The 14939-nt window shown below is 58.2% G+C and carries 13 protein-coding genes; 7 read left to right on the plus strand and 6 right to left on the minus strand.

Going from position 1 to position 14939, the window contains the following annotated elements; genetic code table 11:
- Positions 1 to 29 precede the first annotated feature (29 nt).
- From BMY38_RS04300 to BMY38_RS04325, 6 genes are all read right to left on the minus strand, one after another.
- Positions 30 to 1235, minus strand: coding sequence for a CaiB/BaiF CoA transferase family protein (locus BMY38_RS04300; RefSeq protein ID WP_092761191.1), 1206 nt, complete (start codon positions 1233 to 1235; stop codon positions 30 to 32).
- Positions 1232 to 2008, minus strand: a complete 777-nt coding sequence (locus BMY38_RS04305) for an enoyl-CoA hydratase/isomerase family protein (RefSeq protein WP_092760061.1) — start codon at positions 2006 to 2008, stop codon at positions 1232 to 1234. The genes BMY38_RS04300 and BMY38_RS04305 overlap by 4 nt, the downstream gene beginning before the upstream one ends.
- A complete protein-coding gene (locus BMY38_RS04310; RefSeq protein WP_092760063.1) occupies positions 2005 to 3285 on the minus strand; it encodes a TRAP transporter large permease in 1281 nt (426 codons plus the stop codon). The genes BMY38_RS04305 and BMY38_RS04310 overlap by 4 nt, the downstream gene beginning before the upstream one ends.
- On the minus strand, positions 3285 to 3851 hold the full coding sequence (locus BMY38_RS04315; protein WP_092760065.1) for a TRAP transporter small permease: 567 nt from the start codon (positions 3849 to 3851) through the stop codon (positions 3285 to 3287). Before BMY38_RS04315 ends, BMY38_RS04310 begins: the two co-directional genes overlap by 1 nt.
- Before the next feature lie 118 nt (positions 3852 to 3969).
- Positions 3970 to 4950, minus strand: a complete 981-nt coding sequence (locus BMY38_RS04320; RefSeq protein WP_092760067.1) for a TRAP transporter substrate-binding protein — start codon at positions 4948 to 4950, stop codon at positions 3970 to 3972.
- Between the two features lie 68 nt (positions 4951 to 5018).
- A complete protein-coding gene (locus tag BMY38_RS04325) occupies positions 5019 to 6176 on the minus strand; it encodes a pyridoxal-phosphate-dependent aminotransferase family protein (protein WP_092760069.1) in 1158 nt (385 codons plus the stop codon).
- 143 nt (positions 6177 to 6319) lie between these two features.
- On the opposite strand from BMY38_RS04325, the gene BMY38_RS04330 reads away from it, so the two are divergent.
- The 7 genes from BMY38_RS04330 to BMY38_RS18030 all read left to right on the plus strand — a co-directional run bounded on the left by BMY38_RS04330 (position 6320) and on the right by BMY38_RS18030 (position 14937).
- Positions 6320 to 9217, plus strand: coding sequence for an FAD-binding and (Fe-S)-binding domain-containing protein (locus BMY38_RS04330; RefSeq protein ID WP_092760071.1), 2898 nt, complete (start codon positions 6320 to 6322; stop codon positions 9215 to 9217).
- A 9-nt stretch (positions 9218 to 9226) separates the two neighbouring features.
- Positions 9227 to 9895, plus strand: a complete 669-nt coding sequence (locus BMY38_RS04335) for a GntR family transcriptional regulator (RefSeq protein WP_092760073.1) — start codon at positions 9227 to 9229, stop codon at positions 9893 to 9895.
- 309 nt (positions 9896 to 10204) lie between these two features.
- A complete protein-coding gene (locus BMY38_RS04340; protein WP_092760075.1) occupies positions 10205 to 11335 on the plus strand; it encodes a TRAP transporter substrate-binding protein in 1131 nt (376 codons plus the stop codon).
- 79 nt (positions 11336 to 11414) lie between these two features.
- On the plus strand, positions 11415 to 11999 hold the full coding sequence (locus BMY38_RS04345; RefSeq protein ID WP_092760077.1) for a TRAP transporter small permease subunit: 585 nt from the start codon (positions 11415 to 11417) through the stop codon (positions 11997 to 11999).
- Positions 11996 to 13414 (plus strand): TRAP transporter large permease, encoded by a 1419-nt coding sequence (locus BMY38_RS04350; protein ID WP_092760079.1) that lies wholly within the window; start codon positions 11996 to 11998, stop codon positions 13412 to 13414. The genes BMY38_RS04345 and BMY38_RS04350 overlap by 4 nt, the downstream gene beginning before the upstream one ends.
- A gap of 1 nt (position 13415) precedes the next feature.
- Complete coding sequence (locus BMY38_RS04355; RefSeq protein ID WP_175495763.1) at positions 13416 to 14753, plus strand: amidase; 1338 nt, start codon at positions 13416 to 13418, stop codon at positions 14751 to 14753.
- Positions 14754 to 14772: 19 nt separating this feature from the next.
- The gene (locus tag BMY38_RS18030; protein ID WP_175495764.1) at positions 14773 to 14937 is read left to right on the plus strand and encodes a hypothetical protein; all 165 of its coding nucleotides are present in this window, start codon (positions 14773 to 14775) and stop codon (positions 14935 to 14937) included.
- Positions 14938 to 14939 lie beyond the last annotated feature (2 nt).

Consider the following 14939-nt stretch of genomic DNA (forward strand, 5'->3'; position numbering starts at 1 on the left):
TTAAAGTGGAAATTAAGAAAATTTATGGTTTATGCGGCGATCACGGCATTCGACCTGATCAATGCGTCAATCTTCTCGGTCTCATATCCGATCTCGGCCAGAACTTCTCGACTGTGCTGGCCCAATACAGGGGCTGCATGATCAACTTTCGCAGGTGTGCGGCTGAATTTGACCGGATGCCCGATGGTTCTGACCATGCCGACCGAGGCATGATCCACGTCAATAATCATATCGCGCGCAATCGCCTGGGGGTCATTGTGCATTTGCAGAATATCGTTGACGGGCCCGGCGGGAAGCTGTGCCTTTTCCATGCGCGCCAGCCAGTTTTCAGTAGTGTCCCGCGCCAGATAGCCGTTCAAAAACTCGATCAGGGCTGGAAGGTTCTGGATGCGGGCGGCGTTTGAATTAAACCGTGGGTCCTCGTCCAGTTCTGGCGCCGATATGACATCAAGAAACCGCAACCAGTTGCTTTGGTTCGCAGCACCAACATTGATCCAGCCATCGCTTGTCCGGAAAGCTTGATAGGGCGCGTTGAGCGGATGCGCTGAGCCGAGCGGTTCCGGTTTCATCCCCGTCGCAAAGGCAATCGCCGACTGCCAGTAGGTTTGCACGATGGCAGCTTCAAACAGGGATGTATCTACCTTTTGGCCCTTCCCCGTTTGCAACATGTTCGCATAGGCCGCCGATACGCCCATCGCCCCCAGGATACCCGCATTGATGTCCGAGATTGGGGCGGCCACTTTCACCGGCGGTCGGCCCGGCCCCTCGCCGGTAATCGACATCAGGCCTGAAATGCCTTGTGCGATCAGGTCGAACCCACCGCGTTCGGCGTAAGGACCCGTGCGGCCAAAGCCGGATATCTCGCAATAGATCAAGCGGGGGTTTGCCGCCGCAAGATCTTCATAGGACAGACCCAGTTTCTCCATCGTGCCCAAGCGATAGTTCTCAACCACCACGTCCGCTTCGGCCAGCAGCTTGCGCAAGACTTCGACCGCCCCCTGATCCTTGAGATTTAACGATATACCGCGCTTGTTGCGGTTCATCATCATATAGGCCGCCGCCTCGCCACCAATGTCGGGTGGCACGAAACGACGGCTGTCATCGCCGGTTGGCTTTTCAACCTTGATGACGTCAGCCCCCATGTCCGCCAGCATCAATCCACAGACAGGCCCGGCCATGATATGCGCCAGCTCAATTACGCGCATACCGCTCAACGGGCCGGTCCTAGCGCTCATCTGCCTTTCCATTCGGGTTTCTTCTTGGCGAGGAAAGCTTCCATTCCAGTGCGGAAATCATCGCTCATGTAGCATGAGACGATGAGATCGGAATCGTCTACCTGCAAGGCGGCGCGGTTGCGGCGCAGCGCCTCCTTGGTGGCGCGCAGCGTGAGCGGTGCCATGCCGCCAACCTTGTCCGCAAGCTCTGATGCACGGGACAATAATGCGGTCTCGTCGGGCAGAAGTTCACTGACCAGCCCCGTTTGCAAGGCTTCCTGCGCTTCGATCAGTCGGGCGGTAAAGATGATCTCCCGCACCCGCCCTGCGCCGATCAGCTCAGACAGGCGCGCAAGGTTACCTGCTGCCAGACAATTGCCCAGGGTACGGGCAATGGGGAAGCCGAACTTCAGGCTTTCCGACGCAATTCGTATATCGCACGCCGCTGCGATGGATCCACCACCGCCGGTGCAGGCACCATGAATTGCGGCGATGGTGGGTACGGGGCAGCGTTCCACGGCCTCCAGCACGTCATCAATCTGCTGTTCATAGTTCAGCGCATCATGGGGGGTTTCAAAGGCGCGAAACTGGGTCATATCGGTCCCGGCGGCAAAGGCCTTGCCGCCCGCCCCTGAAAGGACCATGGCCCGAACGGAGCCATCGGTGGGCATCTGCCTGCACAACTCTGCCAGCCGTTTGTACATCTCAAAGGTCAGCGCATTGCGCGCCTGTGGCCGGTTGAATGTCACCCAGAGGATCCCATCGCACAGCTCATCGGTGATTTCCGCGCTCATCTGTAAAAATACTCCACAAGAAACATTGGAACCGAGGGGACATAGGTGCTGAGCATCAGAACAAACAGCAGAACGCCAATGAACCAGATGTTGACCTTGGAAACTTCCCAGATGTTGGCCCGCGCCACCGAACAGGCGGTGACCAGTACCGAGGCAACCGGCGGGGTTTGCTGCCCGATGGCAAGGTTCAGTGTGACCACCAGCCCGAAATGGACCGGATCAATGCCCGCAGCGGTGATCAGCGGAATGACAATCGGGATCACCAGAATGATCGCGGCGGCAGAGTGCAGGAAGAACCCCACAATCAGGAAAAAGAAGTTCAGGATCAGCAGAATCGCCCATTGCTGTTCGGTGATGGACAGGATGCCCTCGGCAAGTTGTTGCGGGATTTGTGCGCGTGTGAGGAACCCGCCCATAAGTACGGAAGCCGCGACCAGCAGCATCACCACGGCGGTCTGAATGCCCCCATCCAGCATCGCGCGGCGCAGGTGCGAGAGGTCAAGGCTGCCATACCAGGCAGAGACCACAAGTGCGGCCAGAACCGCCAGCCCGGCGGCCTCGGTTGCGGTGACATAGCCGCCAAAGATGCCGCCCAGAATGATCACCGGCAGGGTGAAGGCAGGCAGCGCGTCGATGAAAGTCGCCCGCAGGCGCGAGAGCCGAAAGGCATCCTCGGTCGGAAAGTTGTAGCGTTTGGCGAAAATGTAGGCGACGGTCATCAGGCCTCCGGCCCCCAAAAGGCCCGGCACGATGCCCGCGACAAACAATTGCTCAACCGATGTGTTGGCTGACGCGGCATAAAGGATCATCGGGATCGACGGCGGGATGATGATGGCAAGGGATGCCGAAGATGAGGTGACAGCCGCGGAAAATTCCTTGCTGTAGCCGCGCTTTTTCATCTGCGGGATCAGGATGGAGCCCATTGCTGCCACGTCTGCCACCGCCGAGCCTGAAATTTCGGCAAAAAACAACGACACGCCAATGTTGACCATGGCAAGGCCGCCACGAATAAAGCCGATGATGGCACCGACGAAATTAATCAACCGATCCGTGATCCCGCCTGCATTCATAATGGCGCCCGCGAGTACGAACATCGGGATGGCGATCAGCGAAAACTTGGTGGACCCATCGTACATATCCAGCGCGATGGTCACCAGGCTGTCCGTGCCTTCAGTCAGCAATAGTCCAAGTACTCCGCTCATGGCCAATGCCACGGCGATGGGAATATTGATGCAAATCATGATCAGCATCGCTATGAAAATACCGGCCATCAACATCAGAAGCGATCCTTGTTCTTTTCGAGTTCGGTTTCGACCTCTTCCTCGATTTCCGCATGTTCGAGCGAGATGCCGGCAGCCGTGAGCCGCATGTAACCCGGCAGGCTCAACAGCTGGCAGAGCATGAAGAGGATCGCCCCAATTGGAATGACCGATTGCGTGAACTGGATGGGTACCCATGTCAGCGAAATCAAAGTGTCGCCTGCGAGCACCTCAAGCACTTGCAGCCCGGCGCGCGCCATCAGGAAAAAGAAAATCAGAACAATAGCTTCGCCAATCAGAACAGTTGCAATTCGCAGGTTCTGCGGCAGACTCAAAAGCACCGTATCAAAGCCGATGTGGCGACGGTGCAAGGCAGCAAGGGCCGACCCGTAGTAAGTAATCCATGCCAACATGATTGCGGCAACTTCGTCATACCAGGAAAAGCTCTGCCCCATCAGGCGCGCCAGAACCGCGGCGGAGACGACGAGGGTCAGCAGGATCATCAGGCCGATCGTCGCCCACTCCAAAACCTTGCTGAGCGCCCGATTTAACCGCGACAAGGTTGGGTAAGCTTCATTTTCCATGCCGGCAAACCTGTTGGAAGTCCTTCAAATCTCTTTCGCCCGCTTGCTGCAGGCGAAAGAGCTGCGTGCATATGGCCGTAAGTCGTGCGGCAGATGTATACTGCCGCACGCAGGTGGATCAGCCCGGAGTGCCGAGGCCGAGAACCTTGTCGATCATGGCCTGACCGCCTTCGACTTCATCCGCGAACTGTTGATAGATCGGCGCAGAGGCCTCGATGAACGCTGCCTTGTCGGCGGTGTTCACCTCAACACCCGCATCTTCAATCACCTTCAACAGGCTGGTTTCCAGCTCAGCCGCTCTTTCATAGGTGAAATCCTGCGTCTTGTTCGCACAATCGGTCAGGCCTGCCTGAATATCCGCATCCAGGCTGTCGAATTTCTTTTTGGACATTAGAATATATGCGGGCGTGTAAACGTGCTCTGTTATCGACAGGTATTTCTGCACTTCCTGGAATTTGGCCGATGCAATCTGCGCATAGGGGTTTTCCTGACCGTCGATGACGCCGGTTTGCAATGCGGTGAACACGTCAGAGAATGCCATCGGCGTCGGGTTGGCACCATATTCCTGGAACATCTTGAGACGCCAGACACCGTTCGGTGTGCGCAGTTTGATCCCTTCAAGGTCAGCAGGCACATTGATGGGACGCGTGTTGTTGGTGATGTTGCGGAACCCGTTTTCGGCCAGACCCACGATCTGATAGCCATTGTCGTTGGCCGCACTTTGGAACACATCCATCAATTCGGCCTGCACGCGACGCATGTGATCGCGATCAGAGATGATGTAGGGCATTTCAAAGATACCAAATGTGTCGTCCACAGAGGACATCACAGAAGAAGGCAGAGCGAAATCGACCTGGCCCAGTTTGAGCTTTTGCAGCAGTTCCTTGTCTTTGCCCAACTGCGATGACCCGAAAGTCTGGACTTCGACCTTGTCGCCCATGGAATCATTCACACATGCGGCAAAGTTGTCGACCGTGGCCTCGAACAATGAGCCGGGATTGCCGACATGTCCGAATTTCATCGTTACGTTCTGAGCAAAGGCGCCCGTGGCCATGCCAATCGCTGTGGTTGCAGCGAGAACTCTAAAGATTGCTTTCATGATATTCTCCTCCCAGAGAGCTTCAGTTTATGTTTTTGGTCTTGGCCCAATTTTTTCGGGCGATTGAATTAGCTGAGGTGGGCCATGGCTTCCTGCACACCGCCTGTCGCATGCGGGACATTGGCTTGTTTCAGCCCCATTTCGACCCCGGCAAGGGTCGCAATCAGCATCAGATCGTTAAAGTCCCCAAGGTGTCCGATGCGGAATACTTTGTCGGCGACCTTGGACAGACCATTGCCCAGGGAAATGTCGTAGTGCTCAAGCGTGGTGGCACGGAAGGCATCCGCGCTATGGCCTTCCGGCAATTTCACGGCTGTAAGGACGCTGCTTTCCTGACCTTGCGTGGCACAGAGCACCTCAAGCCCCCATTTGCGCACAGCCGCACGTGTCGCAGCACCGTGGCGTGCGTGGCGGGCAAAGACATTGTCCAATCCCTCTTCGTGCAGCATGTCGATGGCTTCATTCAGGCCGTAAAGCAAGTTTGTTCCCGGCGTGTAGGGGAAATACCCTGCCTTGTTCGGCCCAACCATATCCTCCCAGTCCCAGTAGGAACGCTGCAGTTTGGCGGTATTGTTGGCTGCCATCGCCCTGGCACTCGCCGCATTGAACGATAGACCCGGCGGCAACATCAGCCCTTTCTGCGAACCCGATACCGTAACATCCACACCCCATTCGTCATGGCGGTAGTCGATCGAGGCCAGGCCGGAAATAGTATCAACCATGAACAACGCCGGATGCCCCGCACGGTCAATTGCCTTGCGCACCTCGGCAATCGGAGAGACTGATCCGGTTGAGGTCTCGTTATGCACAACACAGACCGCCTTGATCTCATGGGTCTTGTCTTCGGCGAGATAGGCTTCGATCTGTTCAGGATCAGCCCCGCCGCGCCAGTCGCCTTCGATGAACTCGGCTTTTAACCCCAATTTCTCGGCCAGTTTCTTCCATAAGGTCGCAAAGTGGCCGGTTTCGAACATCAGGACCCGTTCACCGGGCGACAAGGTATTAACCAGTGCAGCCTCCCAGGCCCCAGTGCCTGACGCGGGGTAGATGAATACATGCTCTTCGGTCTTGAAAATCGATTTCATGCCGTCGAGTGCGCGCAAACCTACCTTGGCAAAATCGGGACCGCGATGGTCGATGGTCTGTTGGCCGATGGCACTTAGGATCCGATCCGGCACGGCGCTTGGCCCAGGGATCTGCAGAAAATGGCGGCCGGCTTTTCTCATGATGGGAGGTCTCACAATCGGGTGTTTATGTGGGTTCGGCGCAGCACCTTCGCCCGGAAGATTTGAATTTTGTTGTATCAGCGTAATTTTGAATTCATAATTATGTCAAACAAAAAGAAACTTCCAACCACAGTGGACACATCATGCCGCAGCTCGCCGACGCCCTGAGAAACCGTGTGGAGGGTGATGTGATGTTCGACAGATTTTCGCGCGGGCGGTATGCGACGGATGCGTCGTTCTATCAGATGATGCCACTTGGGGTCATGTCTCCGAAATCCGAAGATGACATATGTGCAGCCATCGACATTGCACGTGAACAAGGCGTTCCCGTCCTTGCCCGTGGCGGCGGAACCTCACAATGTGGGCAGACTGTAAGCAACGCGTTGGTTCTGGATAACACACAGTATTTCAACGATATTATTGAGCTGGACGTGGAGGGCATGCGCTGTGTTGTGCGCCCCGGCATCGTACTTGACGAATTGAACCGCGCGCTAAAACCCCATGGCCTGTGGTTCCCGGTCGATGTCTCTACTGCGTCCCGCGCGACCATTGGCGGGATGTCCGGCAACAATTCCTGCGGAGGCAAGTCGTTGCGCTATGGCATGATGCGCGACAATGTCTTGTCGATAGAAGGGCTTTTGGCGGATGGCAGCAAGCACCGCTTTGGTCCTGTCGGCAATATCGGCGCAGCTGATTTCGTCGCGTTGCGCGACGATCTGTTGAGGCTGGGCGCACGCGAAGCCGCTGAGATTGACGCCCGATTCCCCAATGTGATGCGCCGGGTGGGCGGCTATAACATCGACGCGCTGGTGCCTAAGGATACGCCCAACAATCTTGCCCATCTGCTGGTCGGCTCGGAAGGAACACTCGCTTATTCAATGGCGATTGAACTGAAACTCTGGCCGATCCTGTCGGAAAAGGTGCTGGGTGTCTGTCATTTCCCCACCTTCCATCAGGCTATGGACGCCGCACAGCATCTGGTCAAACTGAACCCGCAGGGGGTCGAACTTGTCGACGCCACAATGATCGCACTGGCCCGCGACATTCCAATGTTCCGCGATACCATCGAAGAGTTCGTGACCGGCAAACCAGATGCCTTGCTGCTGGTGGAGTTTGCGGAGGAAGACACCAGCAAGCATCCCAAAAAGCTGAAAGAGCTTGAAGAGGTCATGGGCGATCTTGGTTTTTCCTGGGACAAGAGCGGCAAGAACCGGGGCGGAGTCACCGCAGTTGCAGACCCCAGGATGCAAGCCCGCATAGCAGACCTGCGAAGCTCTGGTCTGAACATCATGATGTCGATGAAAACGGACGGTAAACCGGTATCCTTTGTCGAGGATTGCGCGGTGGAGTTGCCGGACCTTGCTGATTATACGGCGGGCCTGACCGAGATTTTCGAAAAACACGGCACGCGGGGCACCTGGTACGCCCATGCCTCGGTTGGGTGTCTGCATGTACGCCCCGTTTTGAACCTGAAACTGGATCAGGACGTCAAAAAGATGCGCGCGATCGCGGAGGAATGTTTCGATCTGGTTGCGCGCTACAAGGGCTCGCATTCGGGTGAGCATGGTGATGGGCTGGTCCGGTCGGAGTTTCACGAGAAGATGTTCGGCCCCCGGATGGTTGCAAATTTCGCCGAAGTTAAGCGTCGGTTTGACCCCAATGGCCTCTTCAACCCCGGCAAGATTGTAGATGCACCCAAGATGGATGACCGATCCCTCTTTCGCTATGGGCCAGACTACAAGGTGCCAGAATTTCAGACCGAGTTTGACTGGTCCGAATGGACCGGCAGTGGCGGCGGATTTCAGGGCGCTGTTGAGATGTGTAACAACAACGGGGCGTGCCGAAAGCTGAAGGGCGGCGTGATGTGCCCCTCCTTCCGGGTGACGCGCAAGGAACAGGATCTGACGAGGGGCCGCGCAAACACGCTGCGCCTGGCGATCTCGGGGCAGCTTGGACCAGAGGCGCTCACAGCGGATCAGATGGCCGAGACTATGAAGCTCTGTGTGTCCTGCAAGGGCTGCAAGCGGGAATGTCCCACAGGGGTTGATATGGCCCGGATGAAGATCGAAGTGCAATCCGCACGCATCAGGAAGGACGGGCTCAGCCGACATGACCGTCTGGTCGCTTATCTGCCGCGCTATGCTTTCTGGGCTGCGCGGGTACGGTTCCTGATGAACCTGCGCAACAGCTTGCCGGGTCTTGCCAAGCTGACGGAAAGATTGACCGGCTTCACGGCGACCCGCGATCTACCCAAGTGGCATGCGCGGCCCTTTAAGGATACCGAGGTTGCGGCGACACGGACGCCCGAAGCGGTTCTGTTTGCGGACACGTTCAGCCGCCATTTTGAGCCGGAGAATCTACGCGCTGCAGCAAATGTGTTGGCTGCCGCTGATGTTGCCGTGCAAGTGGCATCGGCCCCCAAGGGCGAACGACCCCTGTGCTGCGGCCGCACATTTCTGTCCGCCGGTCTGGTGGATGAGGCAAAGCAAGAGGCTCAACGCCTTGTCGATGCACTGTTGCCTTTTGCCGAACAAGGCATCCCTGTCATCGGTCTGGAGCCCAGCTGCCTGCTGACCCTGCGCGATGAAATTCCGGCCCTCTTGCCCGGCGAGGATACGAAACTCTTGGCCAAACATGCCCGGATGCTGGAAGAATTCATTGCTGACCAGGGCGACAATCCTGATTTTGCGCTCCCCCTGACCTCACCGGCGCCCAAAGTGCTGCTGCATGGCCATTGCCACCAAAAGGCGATGGGCGTGATGTCCTCAATCGAAAAGACCCTTGCGCGCCTGCCCGACACTGAAGTCGAGGTGGTGGAGACGAGTTGTTGCGGCATGGCGGGTGCCTTTGGCTATGGCGTGGAAACGCACGACGTATCACGCAAGATGGCTGAGCTTGATCTTGTCCCGGCGGTGCGTGATGCGGCACAGGACACAATCATTGTTGCGGATGGCACGTCTTGCCGTCATCAAATTGCCGACCTGACCGATCGGAAACCTATCCATATTGCGCGTCTGCTTGAACGTGCTTTGAAGCAATAAGGCAACGCGATGACCCTTCACACTTCACAAACGATCATTCGGAAATCTCTGCATCACGAGCTGGTGGACAGGTTGCAGACCTTGATCATCAATTCAGAACTGAAACCCGGTGGCAGAGTGCCGGAAAAGGAACTGTGTGATCAGTTTGGTGTGTCACGTACGCCGCTGCGCGAAGCATTGAAAGTGCTTGCATCGGATGGATTGGTTCGGCTGGAACCGAACCGCGGGGCGTGGGTCACGCAGGTCACCGAGGAGGAAGTGGAAGAGGTTTTTCCCGTGCTTGGCGCGCTTGAAGCCTTGTCTGGTGAATTGGCGTGCAAACACATTACGGACGCCGAAATTGAAGAGGTTCGCGCATTGCACGCGGATATGATCGAAAGCTATGAACGCCGGGACCTGGATGCCTATTTCAGCATCAACCAAAAGATCCACCGGGCCATCCTGACCGCGGCGCGCAACGGGACATTGGCCACCTCCTGTCAGGCGCTGTCCTTGCGCATGCAACGCGCACGTTACCTGGCAAATATGACGGATGGCCGTTGGTTCGATGCCGTACAGGAACACGAGAAAATTCTGCAGTACCTTGTCGCACGGGATGGTAAGCAACTTGCTATCACTCTGCTCAAGCATATGGAAGCAAAGCGCGCTTCTGTAATTAAGTGGCTACAATCGCAATAGCGATGGGACAGTTCGGAAGGGCGTTGCCAGCGACACAGCAGCAGGCCAAATCCCGTGCTTCCGACACAGATCGGACGCGCTCATGCCTGCCTGCCATCCATCCCAAACCGTCTAACGGCGTCAGTGATTTGATCCAGAAAGGTACTCCGCTTGAGCCGCCTTGAACTGTGTTTGCGTTCTTCCGCAGGCCTGCTAGGATTTTGTGCAGTGTCGTGCCTCTTCACAAGGCTCGGCAGGTCGGCAGAGCGGGAGGCTCAAGTGTCGGCGCATGAAACGCTCTGAACTGAGCGCACTGGGAGGCCAAGATTAATGACTGTCAAACAAACTATCGACCGTAGATCCTTTCTGCGCAAATCGGCCCTTGCAGGAGGTGCGCTTGCGGGTGGAGCCCTTGCGGCGCCGGCCGTACTGGCGCAGGCGCCCATCGTCATCAAGATGCAGACGTCGTGGGGAGCGGCCAATATCTGGGACGAATTCGCCAAGGATTACGCCACTCGCGTAGGCGAGATGTCCGGGGGCCGCCTTCAGGTCGACGTGCTGCCGGCGGGCGCCGTCGTCGCGGCGTTTCAGGTGCTTGATGCCGTCAATGACGGTGTGCTCGATGCGGCCCACTCGGTGCCAGTCTACTGGTATGGTAAGAACAAGGCCGCCTCGCTCTTCGGAACCGGCCCGGTCTTTGGCGGTTCCGCCACAACCATGCTCAGCTGGTTCTATGCCGGCGGAGGGCAGGCGCTGTATGACGAGTTGACTCAGAATATCATGGGCCTGGATATTCAGGGCTATTTGGGTTTCCCGATGTTCGCGCAGCCTTTCGGCTGGTTCAAGGAAGAGGTTAACACTGTCGCCGACCTTCAGGGCTTCAAATACCGGACGGTGGGACTTGCGGCCGACCTTATGGCCAAGCTCGGCATGTCCGTCGCACAGCTTCCGGGCGGCGAGATCGTGCCGGCGATGGAGCGCGGTGTGATCGATGCGTTCGAATTCAATAACCCCTCGTCGGATCGCGACTTTGGCGCACAGGACGTGGCCAAGAACTACTACCTGTCGTCCTACCACCAGGCATCAGAAAGCTTCGAGTTCCTGTTCTCCAAGTCGTTCCTCGAGGACCTCGATCCTGATCTTCAGGCGATCCTGAAATACGGTGTCGAAGCCGTGTCGACGGCCAACACCGCCAAGGCGATGGACCGTTACTCGGCTGACCTGCAAACGCTGGCCAACGAAGACGGCGTGACGGTGCGCCGCACCTCGTCCGAGATCCTGCAAGCACAGCTGGGCGCCTGGGACGAGCTTATCCCGGAACTGGAAGCGGACGATTTCATGAAAAAAACCCTCGACAGCCAGCGTGAATGGGTGGAGCGGGTCAGCTATTACGAACTGATGAACTCGCCGGACTACGCACTCGCGTTCGAGCATTATTTCCCCGGCAAGCTGTCTCTCTGACGACCGGCCGTATTGCGGCCTGAATGGCGCCCCCCGGCACGATACGTGCCGGGGGGCTCTTATAGGGAGGTGGGAAACGATGCTTGGATTTATCCATTTCGCCGACAACCTGTCGGCTTGGTTCGGCAAGGCTTTTGCCTGGCTGATCGTACTCATGGCGATTGGCACAGGCTACGAAGTATTTGTCCGATACGTGCTCAACAGCCCGACCGCATGGGCGCTCGACGTATCCTTCATCATGTACGGCACGCTCTTCATGATGGGCGGTGCCTATACCCTGTCGCGCGGAGGGCATGTGCGCGGGGACTTCCTCTACCGGCTCTGGCAACCGCGCACGCAGGCCAAGGTCGACTTCGTACTCTACCTCATCTTCTACTTTCCCGGCGTTACCGCCCTGATCCTGTCGGGGTGGAAATACGCCTCGCGCTCCTGGGGGTACGGCGAGGTGTCGGTAAATTCGCCCGCGGGCGTGCCGATCTATCAATTCAAGATGGTCATCGTCGCCGCGGGCATCCTGCTGTTCATTCAGGGCATCGCCCAGGTCTGTCGCTGCATCATCGCGATGCGCACCAACAGGTGGGTGCCCGCGCGCGAGGATGTCTTTGAAACCGAAGACCTGATGATGCAACAGGCCAACAAGGCCGAAAAGGACGCCCATCCATGACGGACCCTCAAGTCGCCCTGATGATGCTGGGGCTTTTTATCATCTTCGTCTTCCTCGGCTTTCCCATTGCTTTCACCCTGATGGCCATGGGTATCGGCTTCGGCTACTATGCTTATTTCGACCCGAACCGACAATGGCGCGGCTTTAATCGGCTGGACGAGACCGTCGGCAATTGGGAGAGTTGGTCTCTCTGGTTCGAGGGGTTCTACAACAACCGCATCTTCGATCTCTTCATCAACCAGACCTTCACAGTGATGTCGAACGAAGTGCTGACGGCCGTGCCGCTGTTTCTGTTCATGGGATACATCGTGGAGCGGTCGAATATCGTCGACCGGCTGTTTGTCACGCTCAATATTGCGTCGAAGAACATTCCCGGCTCGATGGGTGTCGCCGCGCTCATTACCTGCGCACTCTTTGCAACCGCGACCGGAATCGTCGGCGCGGTCGTGACACTTATGGGTCTGCTGGCCCTGCCCGCGATGCTCAAGGCACGCTACAACCCGTCCTTCGCCTCCGGCATCATCTGTGCGGGCGGTACGCTGGGTATCCTGATCCCGCCGTCGATCATGCTGATCGTCTATGCGGCGGCCACGAACGTCTCCATCGTGCGGTTGTACGCGGCGGCGCTCTTTCCAGGGCTGACGCTGGTGGGGCTGTATCTCGTCTACATCATCGGGCGCTCGATCCTGCAGCCGTCCTCGGCCCCACGGCCCGGCCCGGACGAGGTGCCGGATGTATCGAAGTCCAAGCTGTTCATGATGATCCTGACATCCTTCCTGCCGCTGGCTTTCCTGATCCTCGCGGTCCTGGGGTCGATTCTTTTTGGGCTGGCAACCCCGACCGAGGCCGCCTCGATCGGCGCATTGGGCGGCATACTTCTGGCCTTCGTCTACCGCGCGATGACCTGGCAGCGGATGCGCGAAAGCGTCTACCTGACCGTGCGCACCACAGCGATGGTCAGCTGGCTCTTCGTCGGCTCCTATACTTTCTCTGCGGTCTTCTCCTACCTCGGCGGTGAACAAGTGATCTCGGAGTTCGTGCAATCGCTTGATCTGTCGCCAATCATGTTCCTGATCCTTGCACAGCTCATCATCTTCCTGCTGGGCTGGCCGCTGGAATGGTCCGAGATCATCATCATCTTCGTGCCAATCTTCCTGCCACTGCTGGCGATCTTCGAGATCGACCCGCTGTTCTTCGGCATACTGGTGGCGCTGAACCTGCAGACCAGTTTCCTGACCCCGCCGATGGCGATGTCGGCCTATTATCTCAAGGGGATCGCGCCGCCGGAAATTCGCCTGACGCAGATCTTTTCGGGTGTCATGCCGTTCCTGTTCTGCGTGATCGTGTCAATGGTGCTGATGTACACCTTCCCGCAAATCGTCTTCTATCTGCCGGAATTGTTCTATGGGCGCTGACATGAAACGGGCAGAGGCCATTCTGGCGCTTCCGGTTCTTGAGTTGCGGGACAGACTGGCTTCGGGCGCCTTGTCGGCGGTCGAACTGGTGCAGGCCTGCATCGCCCGCATCGCGGCGCGCGAACCGGAGGTGCAGGCTTGGGCCTGGTTCGAAAGTGATTACGCGCTGGAGCAGGCGCGCGCGCTGGACGCGCTGCGCGTCACCGGGCGTCCCATCGGTCCGCTGCACGGCTTGCCGGTTGGCCTCAAGGATATCATCGACACGGCGAAGATACCCACTGAATATGGCTGCGAGCTTGACCGGGGCCGGGTGCCGAAAAAGGACGCTTATGTCGTCGAGCGCCTGAAAGCGGCGGGTGCCATCATCATGGGCAAGACGGTCAGCACCGAGCTGGCCTACATGCGCCCATCGAAGACGCGCAACCCGCATGACCCCGCGCACACTGCGGGCGGGTCCTCCGCCGGATCCGCCGCCGCCGTGGCCGCCGGAATGATCCCGCTCGCAGTGGGCACGCAGACGGGCGGCTCGGTGATCCGGCCCGCCGCCTTCTGTGGCGTGACGGGGTTCAAGCCGACATTCGGCGCGATTCCCCGGCGCGGCGTTCTGATGCAGTCGCCTAGCCTCGATACCATCGGCGTCTTCGCCGCCGACCCGACCGGTACGGCACTTCTGGCCGAGGTGCTTTTCGGCCATGACGCCTCTGATCCGGCAACCACCCCCACGCCCTTTCCGCGCCTGTCGCAGACCGCGCTGTCGAAACCGCCAGTGAAGCCCGATTTCGTTTTCCTCCGTCTGCCGGGCTGGGAGGAGGCAGAGCCCGACACCAGGGATGCGCTGCACGAATTGGTCGCGGCACTGGGAGACAAGGTGGTGGAGCTCGACCTGCCCGCCCCCTTCGAGGCCGCCGGACGTGAACGCAAGCGCATCAATTTCGCCGAGATGGCGCGGTATTACTTCCGATACGGGCGCGATGCCGCCGATACGCTGGGCCCCGAAGTGCGCGAGGCGATGGCAGAGGGCGAGGCCGTTCTCGCCCGCGATTACCTTGCCGCACTGGACTGGAAACCCGTGCTGAACGCTGCATTGGAAGAAATCTTCGAGCGTTGCGATGCGATCCTCTGTCCTGCGGCACCCGGACCCGCGCCTCGCGACGTCGAGACCACCGGCGATCCGGTCTTCAACGGCCTCTGGACGTTCTGCGGCCTGCCGGCCATCACGCTGCCCTTGCTGACCGCCTCCAACGGGATGCCCATGGGCGTGCAGCTGGTGGGCGCAGATGGCAACGACGCGCGGCTGCTGCGCACGGCGCGCTGGCTTTATGAATGGGCCGACCAATGATGTCTCGAAAGGACACCGCATGAACCGCTTCCTCGCCCTCTTTGCCTTCGTCGTCTTCGCGATCTTCGTCGGCATCCTCGCCTTCGAGGTGCCGAGCCCGGACCTGGTGATCGTGATCCTGATCACCATGGCGCTTTTGGCATATGATTTCATCACCTCCAGCCAGAACGAGCCCAAGGACTGATA

Source organism: Jannaschia helgolandensis (assembly GCF_900109285.1).
GTDB classification, from domain to species: Bacteria; Pseudomonadota; Alphaproteobacteria; order Rhodobacterales; family Rhodobacteraceae; genus Jannaschia; species Jannaschia helgolandensis.

Excerpts from the sequence above, each read along its gene's own strand:
- BMY38_RS04300 (WP_092761191.1), bottom strand. The coding sequence starts at position 1,235 with ATGAGCGCTAGGACCGGCCCGTTGAGCGGTATGCGCGTAATTGAGCTG.
- BMY38_RS04305 (WP_092760061.1), bottom strand. The coding sequence starts at position 2,008 with ATGAGCGCGGAAATCACCGATGAGCTGTGCGATGGGATCCTCTGGGTG.
- BMY38_RS04310 (WP_092760063.1), bottom strand. The coding sequence starts at position 3,285 with ATGTTGATGGCCGGTATTTTCATAGCGATGCTGATCATGATTTGCATC.
- BMY38_RS04315 (WP_092760065.1), bottom strand. The coding sequence starts at position 3,851 with ATGGAAAATGAAGCTTACCCAACCTTGTCGCGGTTAAATCGGGCGCTC.
- BMY38_RS04320 (WP_092760067.1), bottom strand. The coding sequence starts at position 4,950 with ATGAAAGCAATCTTTAGAGTTCTCGCTGCAACCACAGCGATTGGCATG.
- BMY38_RS04325 (WP_092760069.1), bottom strand. The coding sequence starts at position 6,176 with ATGAGAAAAGCCGGCCGCCATTTTCTGCAGATCCCTGGGCCAAGCGCC.
- BMY38_RS04330 (WP_092760071.1), top strand. The coding sequence starts at position 6,320 with ATGCCGCAGCTCGCCGACGCCCTGAGAAACCGTGTGGAGGGTGATGTG.
- BMY38_RS04335 (WP_092760073.1), top strand. The coding sequence starts at position 9,227 with ATGACCCTTCACACTTCACAAACGATCATTCGGAAATCTCTGCATCAC.
- BMY38_RS04340 (WP_092760075.1), top strand. The coding sequence starts at position 10,205 with ATGACTGTCAAACAAACTATCGACCGTAGATCCTTTCTGCGCAAATCG.
- BMY38_RS04345 (WP_092760077.1), top strand. The coding sequence starts at position 11,415 with ATGCTTGGATTTATCCATTTCGCCGACAACCTGTCGGCTTGGTTCGGC.
- BMY38_RS04350 (WP_092760079.1), top strand. The coding sequence starts at position 11,996 with ATGACGGACCCTCAAGTCGCCCTGATGATGCTGGGGCTTTTTATCATC.
- BMY38_RS04355 (WP_175495763.1), top strand. The coding sequence starts at position 13,416 with ATGAAACGGGCAGAGGCCATTCTGGCGCTTCCGGTTCTTGAGTTGCGG.
- BMY38_RS18030 (WP_175495764.1), top strand. The coding sequence starts at position 14,773 with ATGAACCGCTTCCTCGCCCTCTTTGCCTTCGTCGTCTTCGCGATCTTC.